The organism is Paeniglutamicibacter sulfureus, from assembly GCF_039535115.1.
Lineage (GTDB): Bacteria > Actinomycetota > Actinomycetes > Actinomycetales > Micrococcaceae > Paeniglutamicibacter > Paeniglutamicibacter sulfureus.
Genome location: NZ_BAAAWO010000001.1, coordinates 2,787,911 through 2,808,182, shown reverse-complemented (window position 1 = coordinate 2,808,182; position 20,272 = coordinate 2,787,911). Strand labels below are relative to the sequence as shown.

Genomic DNA, 20,272 nt, shown 5'->3' with positions numbered 1-20,272 from the left:
TTATCAGCTGGAGGCCTTGCGCGCTGGTTGGCCGCGTTAGTGCAGGGTGATCCAGATGGTTTTGATCTGTGTGTACTGTTCGAACGCTTCCAATCCGTTGTCTCTCCCACCGAAACCAGAGGTCTTGTACCCTCCGAAGGGCGTCGTGATGTCACCCTCGCTGTAGCCATTCACGGCAACCGTTCCGGCCCGCACTCCTCGCGCCAGTCGCAGTGCGGTGTCGATGTCTCTGCTCCAGACCGTGGCCGCCAGACCGTACTCTGTGTCGTTGGCCAGACGAAGCGCTTCATCCAAATCGGTGAAACCAAGAACGGCGACGACCGGGCCAAAGATCTCCTCGCGGGCGACGGACATATCGGCGGTGACGTCGTCCAAGACCGTGGGTCCTATGAACCAGCCACCGGTTTCTTCAAGGACGCGTTTCCCGCCCGTGACGATTCGGGCGCCGGCGGTCTTGGCTTGATCGATAAATCCCAAGACACGATCCATGGCGTCCTCCTCGATCATCGCCCCGATGACTGTGGCGTCCAGCGTCGGGTCACCGACTTTGCGCGCCGAGGCTTCGCGGGCCAGGGCAGCGACAAAGGGGACCTTGAGGGATTCGTGCACCAGGATCCGTGACCCCGCTGAACAGTTCTGGCCTGCATTCCAGAACGCCGAATCGGCCAGGTCAGCAGCTATCTGGTCGAGGCGGTCGCCGTTGTCGGCGGTGATGATTTGCGGGTTTTTTCCTCCGCATTCGAGCACGATGTTCTTCAGGTTGCTGTTGGCGGAGTAGCGAAGAAATTCGCGGCCAATTTCCGTTGACCCGGTGAAAGTGATCATGTCGACGTCGTGGTGGAGGCCCAGTGCCTTGCCTGCCACATGGCCGAGTCCCGGTATGACGTTGAAGACGCCGTCCGGCAATCCCGCTTGGGTGGCAAGCTCAGCGATGCGAAGCGTAGTGAGCGATGCCAGTTCCGGCGGCTTGACCACTACGGAGTTGCCAGCCGCCAGCGCCGGCGCCAGTTTCCACATCAGCATGGCGGCCGGAAAATTCCACGGCAGTACTGCCCCGACAACGCCGATTGGTTCGCGGACGATCATTCCGACGTGCCCCGACCCCGTGGGTGAGGTTTTGCCGAAAACCTTGTCGATGGCTTCCGCGTACCAACGCAACGTATTGATCACGTCTGGGAGATCGAAGTCCCGGCAATCAGTGATCGGTTTGCCTGCATCCAGTGTTTCCAATTCCGCCAATTCCGCCACGTTTTTTTCGATCAGAGCCGCGAAGCGGAGCAGGGTATTCTTCCGGACGTTGGGGTCTGCCGTGCTCCAGGCACCTGATTCAAAAGCCGTGCGGGCGGAAGCGACGGCACGGTCCACGTCGGCCGGACCGCAGGCTGAGATGTTGGCGATGGCCTTGCCGGTTGCAGGGTTGAGTGTCTCAAAGGTGGCGGCATCGCTTGCGTCGGTGAATTGTCCGTCGATATAAGCCTGCCGGTGGATGCCATCCAGGGTCGTATTTGTCATTTTCCTGGTCCTCGCTGTCTGTGGTGAATATAGAGGGGGTGGATCGCTGCTCCGGCCGTGCGGCGTCGGGGTGTGGATGTGGAAGGCTTTTCGGGCGGTTTGCCCGGCCGGCATTTCCGAGGGTGTGGGCAAGGTCGGGAACACCGCGCCGCGCGCTTGTTTCCAATCGCGGCGCTGTTCGCGGTAGCGGGCGGTGCCCACTGGGTGTGGCGACGCTTCCGGGGCTATCGCGACAAGATGTCCACGCCGTGTCGGGCTGTAAACATTCCCGCGCCATCGGTTTCTCTGTGATCTTGATGGCAGTCGACTAAGGCCTGACATCGTTCCTGGTTATCAACTCGGCTGGATCGCAGCAAATCAAGACAGCGGCCCAAGAGCAGTCCGGCACCGTGATGGTCCATGTCGGGAACCTGGCGAGGCAATTGGCGAGCGCCCGTGTTTGACGTGCCGATCATGACTGCGATTTTCGCAGCCATCGCTACTTTCCACAACACCCTCTCACGCTACCTGTGGGCGCTGGATCGGCGGAGTCTGGTCTGGAGCCGGAGGTGGCCTGCCCGCCTGATCGTCAAGACACCGCATGCTTCAGCAACGGTTCAACCCATTGGCGTTTGCCGGGCTGCACCCGTAGCCGGACCATGGCCATCATTGCCGAACCGTCCCGATTTCGAACAGGTGTTGATGCGGGACCATCCTCGGGGGAACTCGTCCACCGAACCGGACAGTCGGGGCTCAGTACAAGAAAACCGCCAACCAATCGCGGTTGTGCGCGTGCACCAATACGAGGAACAAAACGAAGTCGAAGATTAGGTGCACTGAGACGACGTAGGTCAGCGACTTCGTCAGCTTGAAGGTGTAGCCCTGCAACAGCGCGAAGGGAAAGGTCAACAGCGGACCCCAGGCCTGGTAGCCGATCTCCCAGAGAAAAGACGAGAAGATCACCGCCTGCAGGACGTTGGCGAGCCAGTCCGGAAAGTGTCGCCGCAGCAGCGTGAAGGTGGTGCAGATAAAGAACAGCTCATCCCAAATGCCAACAGCATTCACGCCCAAGAAGAGCCGCCAAAAGATGATGGGATCCGATGCATCCGGCCAGTTTTGGTAGACCCCTGTGCTGATCAGGTACACCGGCAAAATGAGGTAGCCAAGTGCTACAACACCGATCAGGTACAGCTTGGCGGCCAATGGCCATTTGCGGCCGGTGTTCACCGGAAATTTGATGATCTCTTCACGGTAGGCAAAACGTGAGGTCAGCCATGGAACCAGCACGGCCAACCCGAGTGCACCACCCATGAGGACCATGTGCTGGATGCTCAAATCAGCATTCAACGGGACCAAGCTGATGATCACCAGTCCCACCGCAATGAGCGCCAAGTGGCGCGCGAGCGCGGGGTCGATGATCGCGGCCGTGATCAGGGCCAGGGCGAGTAGGCCGTAACCGACCGGGTCATTGCCGACCCCAAAAAGCAGAACTCCGGACGCCGAGAGCAACAATGCCGGCAAGAGTTTCCAGCTGAGCGCGGTACGGGGTGGTTCAGTCAGGATCGTTCTCACACCATTAGCATGCCAGCACCGCCCATATCGCAAAACCATTGACATGCATTCGGCCTGGACCGGAACCAACCCGCACTACGCGGGCCGCGTCGTAGGAGCCATCCGGGCGGGAAGGCAGCGGGCGCGCGGGTTCCGTGCCGGCGCGGCCGGGTCTAAACGTGCGGGGCGGGGCCGAAGCAGGACCGTGCCAAGGTCCCAAGGGCGCCGAAGCGTTAGCCCAGGTGCCCCGCCAAGCGTTCGCGCATCGCGGCGCTGGCTTCGTTCAAGCCAGCGATCTCCACGCGCTTACCGCCGGCCTCGTACTTGGCCGTGATGGCGTCGAGTGCCGCCAGCGTGGAAACGTCCCAAAGGTGCGAGGCGTGCATGTCGATGACCACGTTCTCGGGATCCAGCGCGTACTGGAACTGGGTGTAAAGGTCGTTGGACGAGGCAAAGAAGAGCTCGCCGTTGACCGTGTAGGTGGCGGTTTCGCCCGCCGCATCCACGGTGCGGGTCACCGTGACAAAGTGCGCCACTCGGCGGGCGAAGAGCACCATCGCGCTCAGCACGCCGGCGCCCACGCCCACGGCCAGGTTGTGGGAGGAAACCGTGGCCACCACGGTGATGAGCATGACCGAGGTTTCGCTCTTGGGCATGCGGCGCAGCGTGGAGGGGCGGATGGAATGCCAGTCAAAGGTCGCCCACGACACGAAGATCATGACCGCCACCAGCGCGACCATGGGGATCAGTGCAACCACGTCGCCAAAGACCACCACCAGCACCAGCAGGAAGACGCCGGCCAGGAACGTGGAAATGCGGGTCCGCGCTCCGGAAGCCTTCACATTGATCATGGTCTGCCCGATCATGGCGCAACCGCCCATGCCGCCGAAGAACCCCGTCACCAGGTTGGCCACGCCCTGGCCCCAGGCCTCGCGGGTCTTGCTGGAGCCGGTGTCTGTCACGTCGTCGACCAGCTTGGCGGTCATCAGGGATTCGAGCAGGCCCACGAATGCCACCGCCAGAGCGTACGGCGCAATGACCTGGAAGGTCTCAAAGGTCAACGGGATCTGCGGGAAGAAAAGCTCCGGGAGGCTTGAGGGCAGCTCACCCTTGTCGCCCACCGTGGGAACCGCAATGGCACTGAAGACAGTCACCAGGGTCAGCACCACGATCGCCACCAGCGGGGCCGGGACCTTCGTCGTAATCTTCGGCAGCCCAAAGACGATCAACAGGGCGAGGCCCAGCAACGGGTAGACCAGCCAAGGGACGCCCATGAGCTCGGGCATCTGGGCGATGAACACCAGGATCGCCAACGCGTTCACGAACCCGACCATGACCTGGCGGGGGATGAAGCGCATCAACTTGGCCACGCCCAACACCGCCAGTAGCACCTGGAACACGCCTGCCAGCAGGATGGCCGCGACTAGGTAGTGCACGCCGTGGCTGGCCACCAGCGGTGCGATGACCAGGGCCACCGCACCGGTGGCGGCCGAGATCATCGCGGGGCGCCCGCCCACCACCGCGATGGTCACCGCCATGGTGAAAGCCGAAAACAGTCCGACCCTGGGGTCGACCCCGGCGATGATGGAGAACGCGATCGCCTCCGGGATCAGCGCGAGCGCTACCACCAACCCGCCGAGGACCTCCACGCCGAGCAGCTTCGGGGAGCGCAGGGTGCGAAGCACCGACTGGCGTTCGACGGGCGTCGGCGCGGCGGTTGCGGTGGCGGGCAGGGAAGGCATGCGGGGGTCCGTTCGGAAGAATGGGCTTGCGGGGGCGCCGGCTTCGGTGGGACCCACCGGCGCAACTAAGGGGCAGGGTGTCGCACAAGCGGCGAAAACAGGGGATTCAGCCCAATTCTAGGGGAGTCGGGGGCACCGCGGGTGGCCAATGTGTCCGAGAGGACATTCCGAAGCTTGGCGAAACTGCCGCGCGCCGAAGGAGCCGAAAACCGCCGCAGTGAATTGCTGCCGGCTTCCCGGCCCATCGGGGGGCGGCGTCCAGGTGCTGCCACAGAGGGTCAAAACGGGGAAATGGCGTTTAGGATGAGGTAACAGATGAGGTAACAAGAGACCCGTCGCCATGTGGCACTGGCGGGATCCCTGAGGAACAGCCGGAGGTGCCACCTCGGCGCACCGGTGAACGTGCAACGAGTGCATAGGGGGGGAAAGGGGTGGCATGGGGGCCGCATCCGGTCGACAGACGATTCATCCTGCCTTGGCGAGGTTCCTTGCCTGGGACGACGGAACGTGCAGGTTGCTGTTCATCCGCGCCGCGGCCGGAACCGGCCGCGAAAGTTTTGCGCGCTCGTGGATCGGGAACAAGGTAGGGGAAGTTCTCGATTGGTCCGGCGGGGACATCGACGAGGCAACCGAAGTGGACCTGCTGGTTCAACGGCTCCGTGCGGATGCCACATTGCACGTGGCCGTCATCCTGGCGCCGACCGCCTCCCTCTGGGACCTCTCCTCGCGGACCCCGTGCCTCGTGGCAAAACACCGCGACCTGTTGCTGGACGCCAGCGAGACGGCGCAGCTTGTCGGCCCGGGCACGGCGGCCGAGCGGGACGAGGCCCGTCTCATCCACGAATTGTCCGGAGGGTGGCTCGCGGCGACGCGGGCCCTTGCAGCGGATCCGCAGGCGCGCCCGCGCGCCCAGCAGATCATCCGCAGCGGCCTGGTCATCTGGCTGGCCAGCCGCGATCCAGACGGGGCGTTGTCGGAGGCGGCGTTCCTGCCCGCATACGACAGGCGCACCGTCGAGGCCTTCTACGGTGAATTTTCCCCTGTGGTCCACACCCTGGATGAACTCGTCGAGGCGGGCCTGGTGCAAGCCGACGGGCGAGGCGGTTGGATGATGCCGGCGATGGTACGCAAGGTGTTGGTGGAACGGGTTGGACAGCGTGGCCGCGAGTCCACCGTCGTGCTGGAACAGGCCGCCGTCAACGCGATGGCCGCAACCCGCGGGGTAGGCGCAGCGGTGGAGTCGGCGGTGGCGCGCCGCAGCTGGCAGGCGCTGCTGAACATGCTGCTGGAGAACTGGGTGGACATCCTCATGCGCAACCCCAAGCAGTTGGGCGTGATCGCGGCCAAGATCCCGCGGTTCATTGCGAACCAGACCGAATACATGCGCATCGGCCTGCGGATGCTGGGCCAGGCGGACCGGGACGGACTTGCGCTGCAGCTGCCGGGGTTCGAACCCGACTACGCCACCAACCAAACGGCCCAGCGCCTGCATCGTGACACGGTGCGACTCTACGCCAAGCCAAACACACACGCGCTGACGGTAGGCATTCTGGAAATGCTCCACCTGCGGCAGTCAGGCTTTTACCCGGAAGCGGCGGCCGCCGCCCATCGCCTCCGCGAGGCGCTGCACCGTGCGCTTGACGCCCAAAGGCTCAACCCGGCCCTGGTGTCGATGGTTGATCTCCAGGCCGGGATTACCCTGCAGCTGGCCGGCCGCGATGCCGAGGCCCGCCAGGCCTATGAGCAGGGCTTCCACTGGGCGCAGGTCTCCGGCAAGGCCTTCCTGCTGGCCGACGTGGCAGGAAAGATGGCGCTGCTCGATGTGCTGGAAGGGGACAGTGGCTCTGCCATGCGCTGGCTGGCCAAGCACGATGCCTCCATCGGCGAAGTCGGGTGGGGAAAGGTGATGGTGGAGCGCACGGCCGCAATGGCCCGTGCGTTCATGGCCCTGGCCCGGCTCGACTACGCCGGCTTCGATGTGGAGATGGGCGCCCTGCCGTCCGTCGTGGACAACGACGAATTCTGGCCCGTACATGTCCAGCTGCTGGCGCTGCAGAAACTCAATGCCGGCATCTTCGATGCTGCGCGGGACTTGATCTCCTCCCTGCGCCAAGAGCGTCGCTACGCGGCGGCCGCGCCCCTGGCGCGGCGGTTGTTCGACGACACGCTGCTGCTGGCCGAGATCCTGGAGCGCGGCGGCGTGCGCCCTGGAACCGGGATCGAAAACAGGGACCCCCTGCTGGTGGCGCTCGGGCACCTGCTGGGCGGGAATCCCGACGCAGCCCTGGCCGCCCTTCAGGAAGTTCCGCTCACCGGGGGCATGCGCCGGCGGGGAAACCTGGTGCTGTATTTGGATATCGCCGCCAGGAACCCCCGGGGCCCGACTCCGGCGACATTGCAGCGAGTGAAGCAGCAGCATCGGGACTCGGGGGTCCTCTACGAACTCGCGATTCTGGGCATGGTCCCCGGGTGGTCCGAGGTGGGCCGGCACCTGGAGCTTGATCCCGAAGAGCTCCAGCGGCTGGGGTACGCGCTGGATCTTGCGCCCACGCCGTTGCCCAGGCGGCCGGTGCTGACAGTGCGGGAGCAGGAGGTCTTGAGGCAGTTGCGTGCGGGAATGACCCGCCGTCAGATCGCCGAGGCGGACTACCGGTCCGAAAACACGGTCAAGTCCCAGATGCGCAGCCTGTATCGGAAACTGGAAGCCTCCGACGTGGAGCAGGCATTGGCGAACGCGCGGGCCTGGGGCCTCTGAGCCCGGGGAGGCATCCCTAGAGTTGCTTGCCCATTTCCAGTTCGGTGCCGATCAGCCGCGCCGCGCGGACGACCTTCTCCCCGAAGTCCAGGCCGGGGGAGGTCTCAACCCGGATCAGCGGCATGGCCAGGCAGAGCGTGGCGATCATCTGGTCGCGCAGCATCACCGGTGCGCTGACCGAGCCCAGGCCCGGGGTTCGCCGGCCCACCGATTCAACCCATCCGTGTTGCTCCACGGAATCGAGGGCCTCGGGATCGCGGGAGAGCAGTCGTCCGCTCGACCCGTTGGGCAGTTCCAGCACGGAGCCCGCCGGGAGCGTGGCCTTGAGCTCGTGTTGGCTGTCCATCGTCACCCGGCAGATGCGCCGTTCTCCCCGGCGAATCCACAATTGGGCGGTCTCTCCGGTGGCATTGCGCAGCTCGGTGAGTACCGGGGCGGCAATCGATTCCAACGCGGTGCGCACGAAGCGGTGGCCCAGCTTGAAGTCGCCGTCATCGATCCGGCGCAGGAACCCGTACTCCACCATCGACAGCGCCAAGCGGTGGACCGTCGACACCGACAGGCCGGTGCGCCGTGCCAGTTCGCTGGCCGAGGCCGACGAACCATCCACCGCATCAAGGACCATGGCGACTCGTTCGAGCATGCGGTTGCTGGTGGCTGCCGACTCGGCCATGACTGTCTCCTCATGGTGTGGGCGAGCGTGTCTGCCGCCCGTGGGTTGTGACGCAATTTTTCATGAATCAAGAAAACAGCCCGTGATGTCGGGTTCCGCGCCCAAGGACCGCGGTCAGGGGCGCTGGATGCGAAGCTTTAGCCGCAACGCCTCTTGCTGTGTCCTGAATCACTTGCTACTGTCTTCCTGCCTGCAGGGAATCATATCCCATTGTGTGGGAAATTTCGATGCAGTCACCTAGGAAAGGGCGAAGACCATGACTGAAAATCTCCACCTCCCGGGCAGTACGCTGCCGCTCGAGGGAATCCGCGTGCTGGAACTGGGAAGCTTCATTGCCGCCCCGTTCGCTGCACGGCTCTTCGGTGACTTCGGGGCCGAAGTCATCAAGATCGAGAAGCCCGAGGGCGGCGACGAGCTGCGCGACTGGCGCAAGACCCGCGGCACCACCTCGATGCTTTTCCGGACCATGGGGCGAAACAAGAAATCCGTCGCGCTGGACCTGCGCAGCGAGCTGGGCCGCGAGGCCGTCCTGCTGATCGTGGCCAAGACCGACGTGGTCATCGAGAACTTCCGCCCGGGGACGCTGGAAAAGTGGGGACTGGGTCCCGAGGAGCTGCACGCCGCGAACCCCAACCTGGTCATGGTCCGCATCTCCGGCTACGGACAGACCGGCCCGTACAAGAACCGTGCCGGGTTCGGCAGCTCAGCCGAGTCCTTCGCCGGCCTGCGCTACATCACCGGCGAACCGGACCGCCCGGCGGGCCGCGCGGCAGCCAGCGTCGGGGACACCGTCTCGGGTCTCTACGGCGTCATCGGCGCGCTGATGTTGATGTTCCAAAAGGCCCAGGGCGTGAAAAGCGAGGGCCCGCAGATCGTCGACGTGGCGCTCTACGAGGGCGTCTTCTCCCTGCTCGAGTCCCTGGTCCCGGACTACGACGCCTACGGCATGGTCCGCAAGCGCACCGGAGGCGCGTTGCCGGGCGTCGTGCCCACCGGTTCCTACCCGTGCGGGGACGACCTGGAGGTCGTGATCGGCGGCAATTCCAACTCCGTGTTCATCCGCCTCATGAAGGCGATCGGACGCGACGACCTTGCCGCCGACGACACCCTGCTGACCACCGAGGGCCGCGGGGCGCGCGAAGAGGAACTCAACGGAGCCATCGCCGCCTGGACGTCCTCGATGCCGCTGGCCGAGGTGCTCAACGAGCTGGACACCGCCGGGGTGCCTGCCGGCCCGGTCTACGACGCCCCCTCGATCGCCAAGGACGAGCACTACCTGGCCCGCGACATGATCCAAACCCATGAGGTCATCATCGAGGACGAACCCGAGTTGATCCGCTTCCCCGGCGTGGTCCCCAAGATCCCCGGGCACGAGGGACGCGTGAACTGGGTCGGCCCGGAGCTTGGCGAACACACCCACGAAGTCCTGCGCGACCTGGCCGGCCTGAGCATCCAGGACATCGACTCGCTCGGCGTCAAGGAGAAGAACTGACATGCAGATCCACATCACCGACGTCTTCCTGCGCGACGGCCTGCAGGACGAAAACGTCATCGTCTCCACGGGCGACAAGCTCGCGATTGCCGAAGCGCTGGTGGCTTCGGGCGTGAAGCGGCTCGAGGTCGCCTCCTTCGTGAACCCGGCCCGCGTGCCGCAGATGGGCGACGCCGACGCGGTGCTCACCGGACTGCCGACCGGCACCGGGGCGACGTTCACCTCCCTGGCCCTGAACGGCAAGGGGATCGTGCGGGCCGTGGCCGCCGGTGCCACCCACATCCAGGTGGTGACCTCCGCCAGCCAGACACACAGCACCGCGAACGCCGGGTCCAGCATCGAGCAGGCACTCGAATCCCTCGCCGCCGACGTGGCCGCCCACCCGGGCATCAACTTCTTCGCCGGGATCTCCACCGCCTTCACCTGCCCCTTCGAGGGCGAGATCGATTCCGGCCACCTGCTGCGCGTGGTGCGCGCCTTCAAGGCCATGGGCATCACCCAGATCGGACTGGCCGACACCCTGGGCACCACCCCCACCGAACGGCTCATGCAAAGTGTGCGCCACGTCCAAGACGCGGAGCCGGAGTTGACCTACTACCTGCACCTGCACAACGCCCACGGGCAGGCGCTGGCAACCATCGACGCGGCCATCGCGGCGGGCATCACGCGCTTTGACAGCGCGCTGGGTGGCTACGGCGGCTGCCCGTTTGCCCCGGGCGCGGCGGGGAACCTCGCCACCGAGGAACTCGTGGCCCACCTGCACGCCGCCGGGCACGAGACCGGCATCGACGAAGCCGGGCTGTACCGGGCAGTACGGCTGGGCCGCGATGCGGTCTCCAACTCCCCGGCACTGCCGGTGAACGCCCTGACCGGGCACTAGAAACACCTCCCATCCACCGCACGCCGGGATGCCTCCGCCAGGAGCCGGTGCGCCCCATCATTCTGCGAGGACGACGATGTCTCAGACTGAAAACCCCGTTTCCACCCTTGGGAACCAGCACCCCGACGATCCCGGCGTCCAACACCGCGTCGAACCCCATGTCGGCAAGCTGCGCGGCACGCACTTCCCCGGCCCGCGCGGCACCCGGATCGCCAGCCTGCCGGCAGCGCTCTTCATCGTGCTTGCCGCCATGGTGTTCATTGCCGCGGCCACCGGCAAGCTGCCGGACTCCATGCTCTCGGGCTTCACCGTCACGATCCTGCTCGGCGGGCTGCTGATCTGGATCGGCAACCTGTTCCCGGTGGTGCGCGACTTCGGCCTGCCCACGGTGCTGTGCACGTTCATTCCAGCCACGCTCATGTCCTTCGACCTCTTGCCTGCGAACCTGGTGGAGGTCGTGGAGAACTTCGTCAAGGGACACGGGTTCCTGGACTTCTTCGTCATCACCATCATCGCCGGCTCCATCCTGGGCATGCCTCGCGCCCTGCTGCTGAAGGCCGGACCACGCTTCGCGGTGCCGCTGGTCGGCTGCCTCGTGGCAACGTTCGTGTTGGTCGGTCTGCTGGGTGCTGCCACCGGCTTCGGGTTCATGGAGGGCATCCTGTTCATCGCCGCCCCCATCATGGCCGGCGGGCTGGGCGTGGGCGCGCTGCCGATGAGCGAGATGTACGCGGCCCGCACCGGTGAGGATTCGGCGACGTTCATGGGTGATCTGATGTCGGCCGTCGTGGTGGCCAACATCGTGTGCATCATCATTGCCGGCATCTACAACGGGCTGGGCAAGACCCGCAAGCAGTTCTTCGTCGGGTTCAACGGCCACGGCGAGCTGATGCGCATCAAGGGCAAGAAATCCGAGCTTTCCCTGCCGCCCAAGAACGAGTCCTCCTCGTTCATTGCCCTGGGCAAGGGCCTGCTCTTTGCCGGCGCGCTGTTTATCTTCGGGCAGCTGGTCGGCTCCTACCTCGAGGTCCTGCACCCCTACGCGTGGACCATCATCGCCGCCGCCGCGGTGAAGATCTTCGGATGGCTGCCCAAGGACATCGAGGAATCCACGGCCGACTGGGGCGACATGGTGGGCGCCACCATGGTCCCGGCGCTGCTGGTGGGCGTGAGCATCAGCTACATCAACATGGACGAGGTCGTAGCCTCGCTGAGCAACCCGAAGTTCATCCTGCTGACCGTCGTGACGGTGCTGATCGCGACGTTGACCTCCGGCATCCTGGGCTGGCTCATGAAGTTCAACTTCGTGGAAGCCTCCATCACCCCGGGCCTGGTCATGGCCGACACCGGTGGCAGCGGAGATGTCGCGGTGCTCAGCGCCGCGAACCGCATGCACCTGATGCCCTTCGCCGCGTTGACCAACCGGCTCGGCGGCGCGCTGGTGCTGTTCGTGACCTCGCTGCTGGTCCCGTTCCTGGTGCTTTAGCCGTTCCCGGCCCGCCGGAAAAAAGGCCCCCGACACTCGGTGTCGGGGGCGCTCCGTCATTCCGGGTGCGTGTCCAGGGTGCCGCGGATAGCGGCGCAGGCCGCCAGCAGCAGGGAAACGACCCGGGCGCCCTGCAGGTCCCCGGCGCGGGAGATCGGTGCGCTGAGGGACAAGGCAAAGGACTTCCCGTTGGCCAGCGGACCCACGGGAGCGCCGATGGCCGCGAGCTCCGGTTCGGTGCGGCCGATGTTGATCGCGTAGTTCCTGGCCCGGACCTGGGCGAGCTCGGAGAGCAAATGGGCAAGGCCCCCGGCATCCAGCTCGTTGCCCTCGCTCCGGGTGGCACGGCGGCGGTAGAGCTGGGCAACGGCCGCATCGGAGAGGACCGAGAGTGCGGCCAATCCGGCGGAGGACGTGCCGGCCGGGAGCACCGTTCCCGTGCGGTCGCCGATCCGCACCAGCTGCGGACCTTCGACGCTGTGGCGGAACCGGGCGCTCGCCCCGATGCGCTCCACCAGGTTCACGGTTTCGCCCGTCGCCGCAGCCAGCGCCTCGAGCTGCGGTCGCACCGCGGCGACCAGTCTTCGGGCCGGATTCCGTGCCGCATCGAGGTGCAAGTTGGGTCCGGCGGCGTAGTGCTTCTGCGGATCCTGCACCGCGAAGCCCCGGTAGACGAGAGTCGCCAGGAGCCGGTGGGCGGTGGAGGGTGCCACGCCCAGCTCCCTGGCCGCATCGACGATGCGCAGCGCATCGCGTTCCTGCAGCAGCACCAGGATGCGCAAGGCATTTTCCACCGATTCGACGGCGTGGACGGGCCGTTTGACGATCCGATTAGTTTTCTGCACAACAGAATCCTACGGGTGGTCGCGGGTTCCGTGGAGCCCGCGACCGCATCAAGGTCAGACGAGCGCCGGGGCGCGCATGATGCCTGCGAAGAAGGCGGCCAGCTCCGCGTGGGCATCCAGCGGCAGCACGTGGGCCACGTACTGGTCGGGGCGGACCACCACGATGGCGCCGAGCTCGCGGTCGATCCCGCGTGCGGCGAAGATGTCGTTCGCCGCATCCGCGGTGAAGACCTTCTCGTAGTCGATGAGTCCCAGCGGCGCCCTGCGTGGAAGCAGGAACGCGGGAACGTCCCCGGGCTCCACGTCGCGGTGGTGCTGCTGGAGCACCGCACGCACGTCGAAGACCGCGTCGTCGTCGACCCCGGCAGGGGTGAAGGAGCACACCGGGGAGGAAGGGGCCTCGGCCAGGAAGGTGCAGAGCGCGGCCAGGCGGGAATCGGCTGCGTCGGGGCGTGCGGCGTCCGCGAACACGTAGATCCGCCAGCGGCCGTCGGCCAGCGCCTGGTGGCCGAGCTGCAGCGGCTTGGCATCGGCGAGCCGGATGACCGGTGAGGAGTGGAAGCGCTCGCCGACCGGGAAGCCGGAGGCCAGGTGCTCGTGGGTGCCTTCCCCGGTGATCATGCCCGGGCGGTAGTCGGTGGCGAATCCGGCGGTGAATCGGCCGCCCTGGGTGAAGATGCCCTGGCGTTCGGCGGCATCCATGCCGCCGGCATCCGGGTTGGCGGGGTCCTTGGGCTTGGCAGCCATCGCGGTGGACCACTTGAGGTCGAAGTCGATCAGTTCCTGGGCGATCACCTGGCGTTCTTCGGAATAGGTGTCCAGCAGGGCCTCGGGGCTGCGGCCCTGCAACACCGCCGCCAGCTTCCAGCCCAGGTTGAAGCCGTCCTGCATGGAGACGTTCATGCCCTGGCCGGCCTTGGCGCTATGGGTGTGGCAGGCGTCCCCGGCGATGAACACGCGCGGGGTGCGGGTGCCGCGGTCCTCGGGAAGCACGTCGTCGAACCGCTCGGCGATGCGCTGGCCCACCTCGTAGACGCTCCACCAGGCGATTTCCTTCACATCCAGCGTGTAGGGGTGCAGGATCTTTTGTGCCGCCTCGATGACCGAATCGGCGGTGAAACGCCCGCGGGCCTCGCGATCACCGGGGTCGATGTCGCCGAGGTCCACGTAGAGGCGCACCAGGTAGCCGCCCTCGCGCGGGATCAGCAGGATGGATCCGCCGGAGGCCGACTGGATGGCGGACTTCAGGCGGATGTCGGGGAAATCGGTGACCGCCAGCATGTCCATGACGCCCCAGGCGTGGTTGCGGGCATCGCCCTGCATCTTGATGCCCAGCGAGCGGCGCACGTTCGAGCGGGCGCCCTCGCAGCCCACGGCGTACTTCGCGGCCACGGTGATATCCGCCCCTGGCTCGGCCCCGGTGCGGCGCAGCGTTGCTGTGACGGGGTGGTCGCCGGTTTCGGCGACGGATACGTCGATGAGTTCCAGACCGTAGTCGGGGACCAGCCGGGAAGGGGAGTTGGCCATGTGCTCGAGCAGCAGGTCCTGCATGCGGGCCTGGTTCACGATCACGTGGGGGTATTCGGAGAGGCCGTCGGCGACGTCCTGGATCCGGCCGGTGCGTGCGATCCCGTCGGCGGAGTCCGGGCCCCAGAAGCTGGTCTCATTGACCCAGTAGGCCTCGCGCATCAGGCGCTCGGCCAGCCCGAAGCCGTTGAACATCTCCACGGTGCGGCAGGCGACGCCGTCGGCGTGCCCCAGTTCGAGGGCCGCCTCGCGGCGCTCAACCACGAGCGTGGAGATGTCGGGGAACTCGGCCAGCTGGGCGGCCAGGACCGACCCGGCGGGGCCGGTGCCGGCGATGAGCACGTCCACCTGCTCGGGGAAGGTTCCCGGTGCGCGGCGGCCGGGTGCGGCGGGGCGGATGTCGGGGTCTCCCGGGCGGTAGCCATCCTGGTAGAACTGCATGCTGCTCCTCGGTATGCCGGCGCCCAAAGGCGGCGTTGTGATCTGGTTCATCAACCGTAGGGCCGGTCTCCTTCCCGGTGCCAGGACATTCTGCACAGCAGAATGTCGAGGCAACGCCAGGCCCGCACGAATCCGCGTCTGGCACCTCCGGGGTTTGGTGAGCGGTGAACAGCACCTTATTTACTTGAAGAATCAACTAAATAAGGTGTATGCTCATTACATGACTACTGCAGCCGACCGCCCACCGGTACTCTTTCTCTCCCACGGCGCCCCGCCCCTGGCCGACGACGCCACGTGGACATCTCAATTGGCAGGCTGGTCGGGGACCATGGAAAAGCCCAAGGACATCCTGATGATTTCCGCGCACTGGGAGAATGCACCGGTGTCGCTGAGTGCCACGCACCGGAAGCAGGAATTGGTCTACGACTTTTGGGGCTTCCCGCAGCACTACTACGACGTGCGCTACGACGCCCCCATGGCACCGGAGCTGGCCGACGAGGTCGCCCGGCTGACCGGCACCCACGGCCACCACGTGGAACGCGACGAGACCCGCGGCCTGGACCACGGCGCCTACGTGCCGCTGAAGGAAATGTTCCCCGACGCGGATGTCCCGGTGGTGCAGATGTCAATGCCCACCCTGGATCCCCAGGGCCTCTTCGCCCTCGGCCAGTCTCTGGCTCCGCTGCGCGACCGCGGCACCATGATCATCGGATCCGGCTTCACCACGCACAACCTGCGCTGGTTCAACCCGGCAGGCGGACCCGACGTCACCCCGCCGGCCGCATCGAGCGAATTCGACCACTGGGCCGAAGAGGCCATGGGCCGCGGCGACGTGGACTCCATCCTCGACTTCCTGCACAAGGCGCCTGCCGCCCGCGAGGCGCACCCGCGCTCCGAGCACTGGGCACCGCTCTATGTAGCCCTTGGCGCGGCATATGCCTCGGGAGGCATCGAGGCCAAGACCGCCATCGACGGCTTCTGGTTCGGGCTCTCCAAGCGCTCCTGGACGCTCACCTAACCCCGAAGTAGGTCAGGGATTCGATCGGAGGTCGCGGCGCATGATCAGCCGCGGCATCCTGCTGGCCACCGCGTCGGTGGTGCCGATGACGCGGAACCCGGCCTGCTCGAACATGGACCGGGTTCCGACGAACGCCATGGTCGTGTCCATCCTGCCCGGGGGATCCACGGGGTGTGCCTCGATGGCCGGCGCGCCGCGGGAAGCCGCGTACTCCACGGCCCCCTCAAGCAGGCGGGCCATGACGCCCTGCCGCCGGTGCCCGCTGCGCACCACCACGCAGATGATGCTCCACACCGGGACACCGTCCACGGGCCGGATGAGCTTTGACGCCGCCAGCCGCGGGATCTCGGCGCGAGGGCCAATGCTGCACCACCCGACGGGCTCGCCGTCGCGGTATGTGATCACGCCTGGCGGATTCTCCCGCTCGCAGAGCCTGCGCATGGCGGTCTCGCGATTGCCGCCGCCGAGCTCCTCGATGTCCTTGACGCCCAAGCGGTGCGAGAGGCACCAGCAGTGCGTGTCCCGCCGGGTCGGGTTGATGACGTCGGCGAAATCCTCGAAGTTCTCGGGCGTGACCGGATGGGTCTGCCACCGGTGGATCGATGCGGTCTCGGGCATATGCCCATTCTGCCGTTCCATCCCGACCCCGGCTACCACCCGGCGACCGTGGACACTGATTTTCATACCTTATTAACTGCCTCCGGCCGCGACATTGAGAATCACCTGAAGATCGCGGCCGGAGCTGTTGGGGCAGCGCTTGGCCTCGGGGCGTCTGGATCGACTTGGCGTGCGCCGATGCGGGTGGAATGCATCCGGCGTCAGCGGGGAGTTGTGTTCATCGACCAGTGATTAAGCGCTGGAAAGCTCCGCCACCAACTTGCGCCCGGGTAGGCAGACAGTGGCGAACACATGGAGGCGCGGCAGGTACTCCTCGACGAGCGGGGGCCAATGCCCAGAATCTCTGGACCCGTGAGCTTATCGATGAGCCCGATGTACACGGGGTGGCAAATTCGTTGGACTGTTGCCAGTTTCCGGCCTAGCGTGGGCATAGGGGGCAGGCCGCACGAGAAGGGCCAGGTTGGAGGGGCAACCAGCGAACCGTCACGGCCGGCGGGATGTTCCCATTACCTGGCAACCAACGAACCGCAAGTTCCCCGACCCAAGCAACCCGCCTGCGAAGCCCATGCACCGCACACCAGTCCACCAGATAAGGAACCACAAAGTGTCATTGCTTGAAGAATCACTCTGGAACTCGAAGATCAACGTCAACGGCTGGGTGGTCGGCGGCGCCGGCACCCAAGACGTCGTGGAGCCCGCCACCGGAAACGTACTTGGCACCCTCGGATTGGCCTCCGCCGACGACGTCTTGCGTGCTGCCACGGCGGCCGCCAAGGCACAGGTTGCCTGGGCCGCGAAGAAGCCGGAGGAACGGGCAGCGGTGCTGCGTAGGGCCGGCCTGCTCTGGGAGGAGCACGCGGACGAGGTCAATGAGTGGCTGGTGCGCGAATCCGGGGGCATTCCCGCCAAGGCTGCGCTCGAGACGCACACCGCGGCCAACGAGTGCTACGAGGCCTCCGCGCTGCCGTCGCTTCCGGCCGGCGAGGTGCTCACCACCAACGAAGAACGCTGGTCCTTCGCCCGTCGCCGCCCGGTCGGGGTCGTCAGCGTCATTGCCCCGTTCAACTTCCCGCTGATCCTGGGCATTCGTGCCGTTGCGCCGGCGTTGGCCCTGGGCAACGCGGTGCTGCTCAAGCCCGACCCGCGCACCTCGGTCTGCGCGGGTGTGACCATCATGCGGATCTTCGAGGAAGCCGGATTGCCCGAGGGGCTATTGCATCTGCTTCCCGGCGGCGCGGATGTCGGGGCCGCCGTGGTCGAAGCACCGGAGGTGCGCGTCATTGCGTTCACCGGGTCGACGGCCGCCGGTCGCAAGATCGGGGAAAGCGCCGCGCGGCTGCTCAAGCGTGCGCACCTCGAGCTGGGCGGCAACAGCGCCATGATCGTGCTCCCCGGTGCCGACCTGGCCAAGGCGGCATCCGCGGCTGCGTTCGGCTCCTTCATGCACCAGGGCCAGATCTGCATGGCCACCGGCCGGCACATTGTGCACCGGGACATTTACGAGGACTATGTGGCGGCACTGGCCGAAAAGGCACGGAACTTGCCGGTCGGCGACCCGAAGTCCGGCACGGTCGCGATCGGGCCGATCATCGATGGCCGGCAGCTGGAGCGGATCGATTCCATGGTGCAGTCCGCCGTTGCCGGCGGTGCCCGGCTGGCGGCCGGCGGGAAGCGCGGCGAGGGATGGTTCTACCCGCCCACCGTCCTGGCGGACTTGGACCCGGACCACGATGCGTGGAAGGAGGAGATCTTTGGACCTGTAGCTCCGGTGCGCAGTTTCTCCACCATCGACGAAGCGGTGCAGATGGCCAACGCGTCGAGTTACGGGCTCTCGGTGTCCATCCTCGGGGACGTGGGGATGGCCATGAAGATTGCCGACCGGGTCGATTCCGGAAAGGTCCACATCAATGAGCAGACCGTCTCCGATGAGCCCAACTCTCCGTTCGGCGGGGTCAAGGATTCGGGCAACGGCGGGCGCATTGGCGGACCGGCGGCCAACATGGAGGCCTTCACCGAGACCCAGTGGCTGACCATGCGCCCGGAGATCGCGCCCTACCCGTTCTAAACCGGACCAACTGACGATCCGTCCCGCAGCGAGGGGTCGGTTCCAGCCCAACTCAAAAAAAGGGGGTGAAGGTCGACACGGTCACAATCCGTGTCGACCTTCACCCCCTTAGCTGGTGGTTCGGGTCAAGCAAGCCCGAATGCCTAGACGCCGATCTTGTCGGAGTCGAATTTCATAGCCTGGTTCCGTGCCGCCTTGCTGTGGCGGAGGTGCTGAATGCCGGTGATCACGAGGGTGATGGCCAGCAGTCCGTACAGCACCATGGTGACCGGGCTGTCGATGAGGATCGACAGGTCGCCTTCCGAGACAGTCAGCGCGCGGCGCAGTTCCGTTTCGGCCAGCGGCCCGAGGATCACCGCGATCAGTACCGGGGCGAGCGGGAACTTGTAGCGGCGCATCAGGAAGCCCAACAGGCCGATGACCAGCAAGATCCACAGGTCGACGATCGAGGAACTGATCGCGTAGACGCCAAGTACCGAGAGCACCGTGATGCCCGCATAGAGGTAGTGCCGGGGGATGAGCAGAAGCTTGGCCCAGAGCACGGCGAACTGCATGTTCAGGATCAGCAGGACGACCAAGCCAATGAACAGCGACGCGAGCAGCGTCCAGACCATCGGACCGCTGCGTTCGAACAGCAACGGGCCCGGCTGCATTCCATACTGCTGGAAGGCGGCCAACATGATGGCAGCTGTTGCCGAGGTGGGAAGGCCGAGGGCGAGCAGGGCGCCCATGGCGGTGCCGGCCGTGGCATTCGCCGCGGCTTCCGGGGCCGCAACGCCACGGATCGAGCCGGTGGTGCCAAAATCGGTGTCTCCATTGCGGGCAGCGAGCCGCTTCTCCGTGCCGTAGGCCAGGAAGGTGGGTACCTCGGAACCGCCGGCGGGAATGACGCCGAAGGGAACACCGAATGCCGTGCCGCGCAACCAGGCAGGCATGGCCCTGCGGATGTCTTTCAGTTCCAGTCGCGGCCGGCCCTTGGATTCAACCCGGACGGCTGTCTCGTCGCGGTGGATACGCGAGGCGATATGCAGGACTTCACCCAGTGCCAGCAGCCCAACGGTGATCACGACGATGGACATGCCGTCGAAGAGCTGCGGCAAGCCCAGGGTGTAGCGGGCAGTTCCGGACGGGCCGTCCACGCCGACCAGGGCAAGGACGAGACCCAGTCCCAAGGACATCAGGCCCTTGACCACTGAATCGGAGACCACGGAGGAAATCGCAAGGAAGGCGAAGACCGCCAGGGCGAAGTATTCGGCGGGGCCGAATGCCGTTGCCATCTTCACCAGCACCGGGGCGAAGAATACGACTACCGTCGTCGCAATGAGGCCACCGATGAAAGCTCCCATGGCCGCAGTGGCCAGTGCCTTCGCGGCCCTGCCATCAAGTGCCATGCGGTGGCCCTCGAAGGTGGAGGCGATGGCAGATGAATTGCCTGGCGTGTTAAGCAGGATCCCGGAGGTTGAATCCCCGAAGAGACCACCAAAGTAGACCCCGGCGAACATGATGAATGCCGCGGTCGGATCAAGCGAAAAGGTAATGGGAAGCAACAACGCGACGGCCATAGCCGAACCGAGTCCGGGCAGCACGCCCACGGCGGTTCCGAGGACCGCGCCGATCAGCACCCACAAAAGATTCATGGGAGTCAGGGCCTGCGAGAAGCCCTCCATCAACAGGGATAAGGATTCCAT

14 protein-coding genes are annotated in these 20,272 nt (G+C 65.8%); 6 read left to right on the top strand and 8 right to left on the bottom strand.

Annotation, left to right across the window (positions count from 1 at the left end; genetic code table 11):
* Positions 1–36: 36 nt before the first annotated feature.
* The 3 genes from ABD687_RS12795 to ABD687_RS12785 all read right to left on the bottom strand — a co-directional run bounded on the left by ABD687_RS12795 (position 37) and on the right by ABD687_RS12785 (position 4,784).
* Positions 37–1,512, bottom strand: a complete 1,476-nt coding sequence (locus ABD687_RS12795; RefSeq protein ID WP_310290626.1) for an aldehyde dehydrogenase — start codon at positions 1,510–1,512, stop codon at positions 37–39.
* Positions 1,513–2,244: 732 nt separating this feature from the next.
* Positions 2,245–3,063, bottom strand: coding sequence for a CPBP family glutamic-type intramembrane protease (locus tag ABD687_RS12790; RefSeq protein WP_310290630.1), 819 nt, complete (start codon positions 3,061–3,063; stop codon positions 2,245–2,247).
* A 212-nt stretch (positions 3,064–3,275) separates the two neighbouring features.
* Entirely contained in the window at positions 3,276–4,784 is a 1,509-nt protein-coding gene (locus ABD687_RS12785) for a SulP family inorganic anion transporter (protein ID WP_310290633.1), read from the bottom strand.
* A 436-nt stretch (positions 4,785–5,220) separates the two neighbouring features.
* On the opposite strand from ABD687_RS12785, the gene ABD687_RS12780 reads away from it, so the two are divergent.
* The gene (locus ABD687_RS12780) at positions 5,221–7,539 is read left to right on the top strand and encodes a helix-turn-helix transcriptional regulator (RefSeq protein WP_310290636.1); all 2,319 of its coding nucleotides are present in this window, start codon (positions 5,221–5,223) and stop codon (positions 7,537–7,539) included.
* Between the two features lie 16 nt (positions 7,540–7,555).
* Here ABD687_RS12780 and ABD687_RS12775 read toward each other — a convergent pair whose 3' ends face one another.
* The gene (locus tag ABD687_RS12775) at positions 7,556–8,212 is read right to left on the bottom strand and encodes an IclR family transcriptional regulator (RefSeq protein WP_310290639.1); all 657 of its coding nucleotides are present in this window, start codon (positions 8,210–8,212) and stop codon (positions 7,556–7,558) included.
* Between the two features lie 256 nt (positions 8,213–8,468).
* Here ABD687_RS12775 and ABD687_RS12770 point away from each other — a divergent pair, with 256 nt between their 5' ends.
* The 3 genes from ABD687_RS12770 to ABD687_RS12760 all read left to right on the top strand — a co-directional run bounded on the left by ABD687_RS12770 (position 8,469) and on the right by ABD687_RS12760 (position 12,070).
* On the top strand, positions 8,469–9,704 hold the full coding sequence (locus tag ABD687_RS12770) for a CaiB/BaiF CoA transferase family protein (protein WP_310290642.1): 1,236 nt from the start codon (positions 8,469–8,471) through the stop codon (positions 9,702–9,704).
* 1 nt (position 9,705) lies between these two features.
* On the top strand, positions 9,706–10,584 hold the full coding sequence (locus ABD687_RS12765) for a hydroxymethylglutaryl-CoA lyase (protein ID WP_310290645.1): 879 nt from the start codon (positions 9,706–9,708) through the stop codon (positions 10,582–10,584).
* A gap of 76 nt (positions 10,585–10,660) precedes the next feature.
* On the top strand, positions 10,661–12,070 hold the full coding sequence (locus ABD687_RS12760; protein ID WP_310290647.1) for a 2-hydroxycarboxylate transporter family protein: 1,410 nt from the start codon (positions 10,661–10,663) through the stop codon (positions 12,068–12,070).
* 56 nt (positions 12,071–12,126) lie between these two features.
* Here the strand turns inward: ABD687_RS12760 and ABD687_RS12755 are convergent, their stop codons facing one another.
* Entirely contained in the window at positions 12,127–12,915 is a 789-nt protein-coding gene (locus ABD687_RS12755; protein WP_302263813.1) for an IclR family transcriptional regulator, read from the bottom strand.
* Between the two features lie 54 nt (positions 12,916–12,969).
* Positions 12,970–14,883 (bottom strand): FAD-binding monooxygenase, encoded by a 1,914-nt coding sequence (locus ABD687_RS12750; protein ID WP_310290650.1) that lies wholly within the window; start codon positions 14,881–14,883, stop codon positions 12,970–12,972.
* 220 nt (positions 14,884–15,103) lie between these two features.
* On the opposite strand from ABD687_RS12750, the gene ABD687_RS12745 reads away from it, so the two are divergent.
* Positions 15,104–15,901 (top strand): dioxygenase family protein, encoded by a 798-nt coding sequence (locus ABD687_RS12745; RefSeq protein ID WP_302263816.1) that lies wholly within the window; start codon positions 15,104–15,106, stop codon positions 15,899–15,901.
* 12 nt (positions 15,902–15,913) lie between these two features.
* Here the strand turns inward: ABD687_RS12745 and ABD687_RS12740 are convergent, their stop codons facing one another.
* Positions 15,914–16,519 carry a GNAT family N-acetyltransferase gene (locus tag ABD687_RS12740; protein WP_302263817.1) on the bottom strand — a complete coding sequence of 202 codons (606 nt, stop codon included), beginning with the start codon at positions 16,517–16,519 and terminating at the stop codon, positions 15,914–15,916.
* Positions 16,520–17,123: 604 nt separating this feature from the next.
* Here ABD687_RS12740 and ABD687_RS12735 point away from each other — a divergent pair.
* Positions 17,124–18,584, top strand: coding sequence for an aldehyde dehydrogenase family protein (locus ABD687_RS12735; RefSeq protein ID WP_302263818.1), 1,461 nt, complete (start codon positions 17,124–17,126; stop codon positions 18,582–18,584).
* A 143-nt stretch (positions 18,585–18,727) separates the two neighbouring features.
* On the opposite strand, the gene ABD687_RS12730 is transcribed toward ABD687_RS12735, so the two are convergent.
* A complete protein-coding gene (locus ABD687_RS12730) occupies positions 18,728–20,272 on the bottom strand; it encodes a tripartite tricarboxylate transporter permease (protein WP_302263819.1) in 1,545 nt (514 codons plus the stop codon).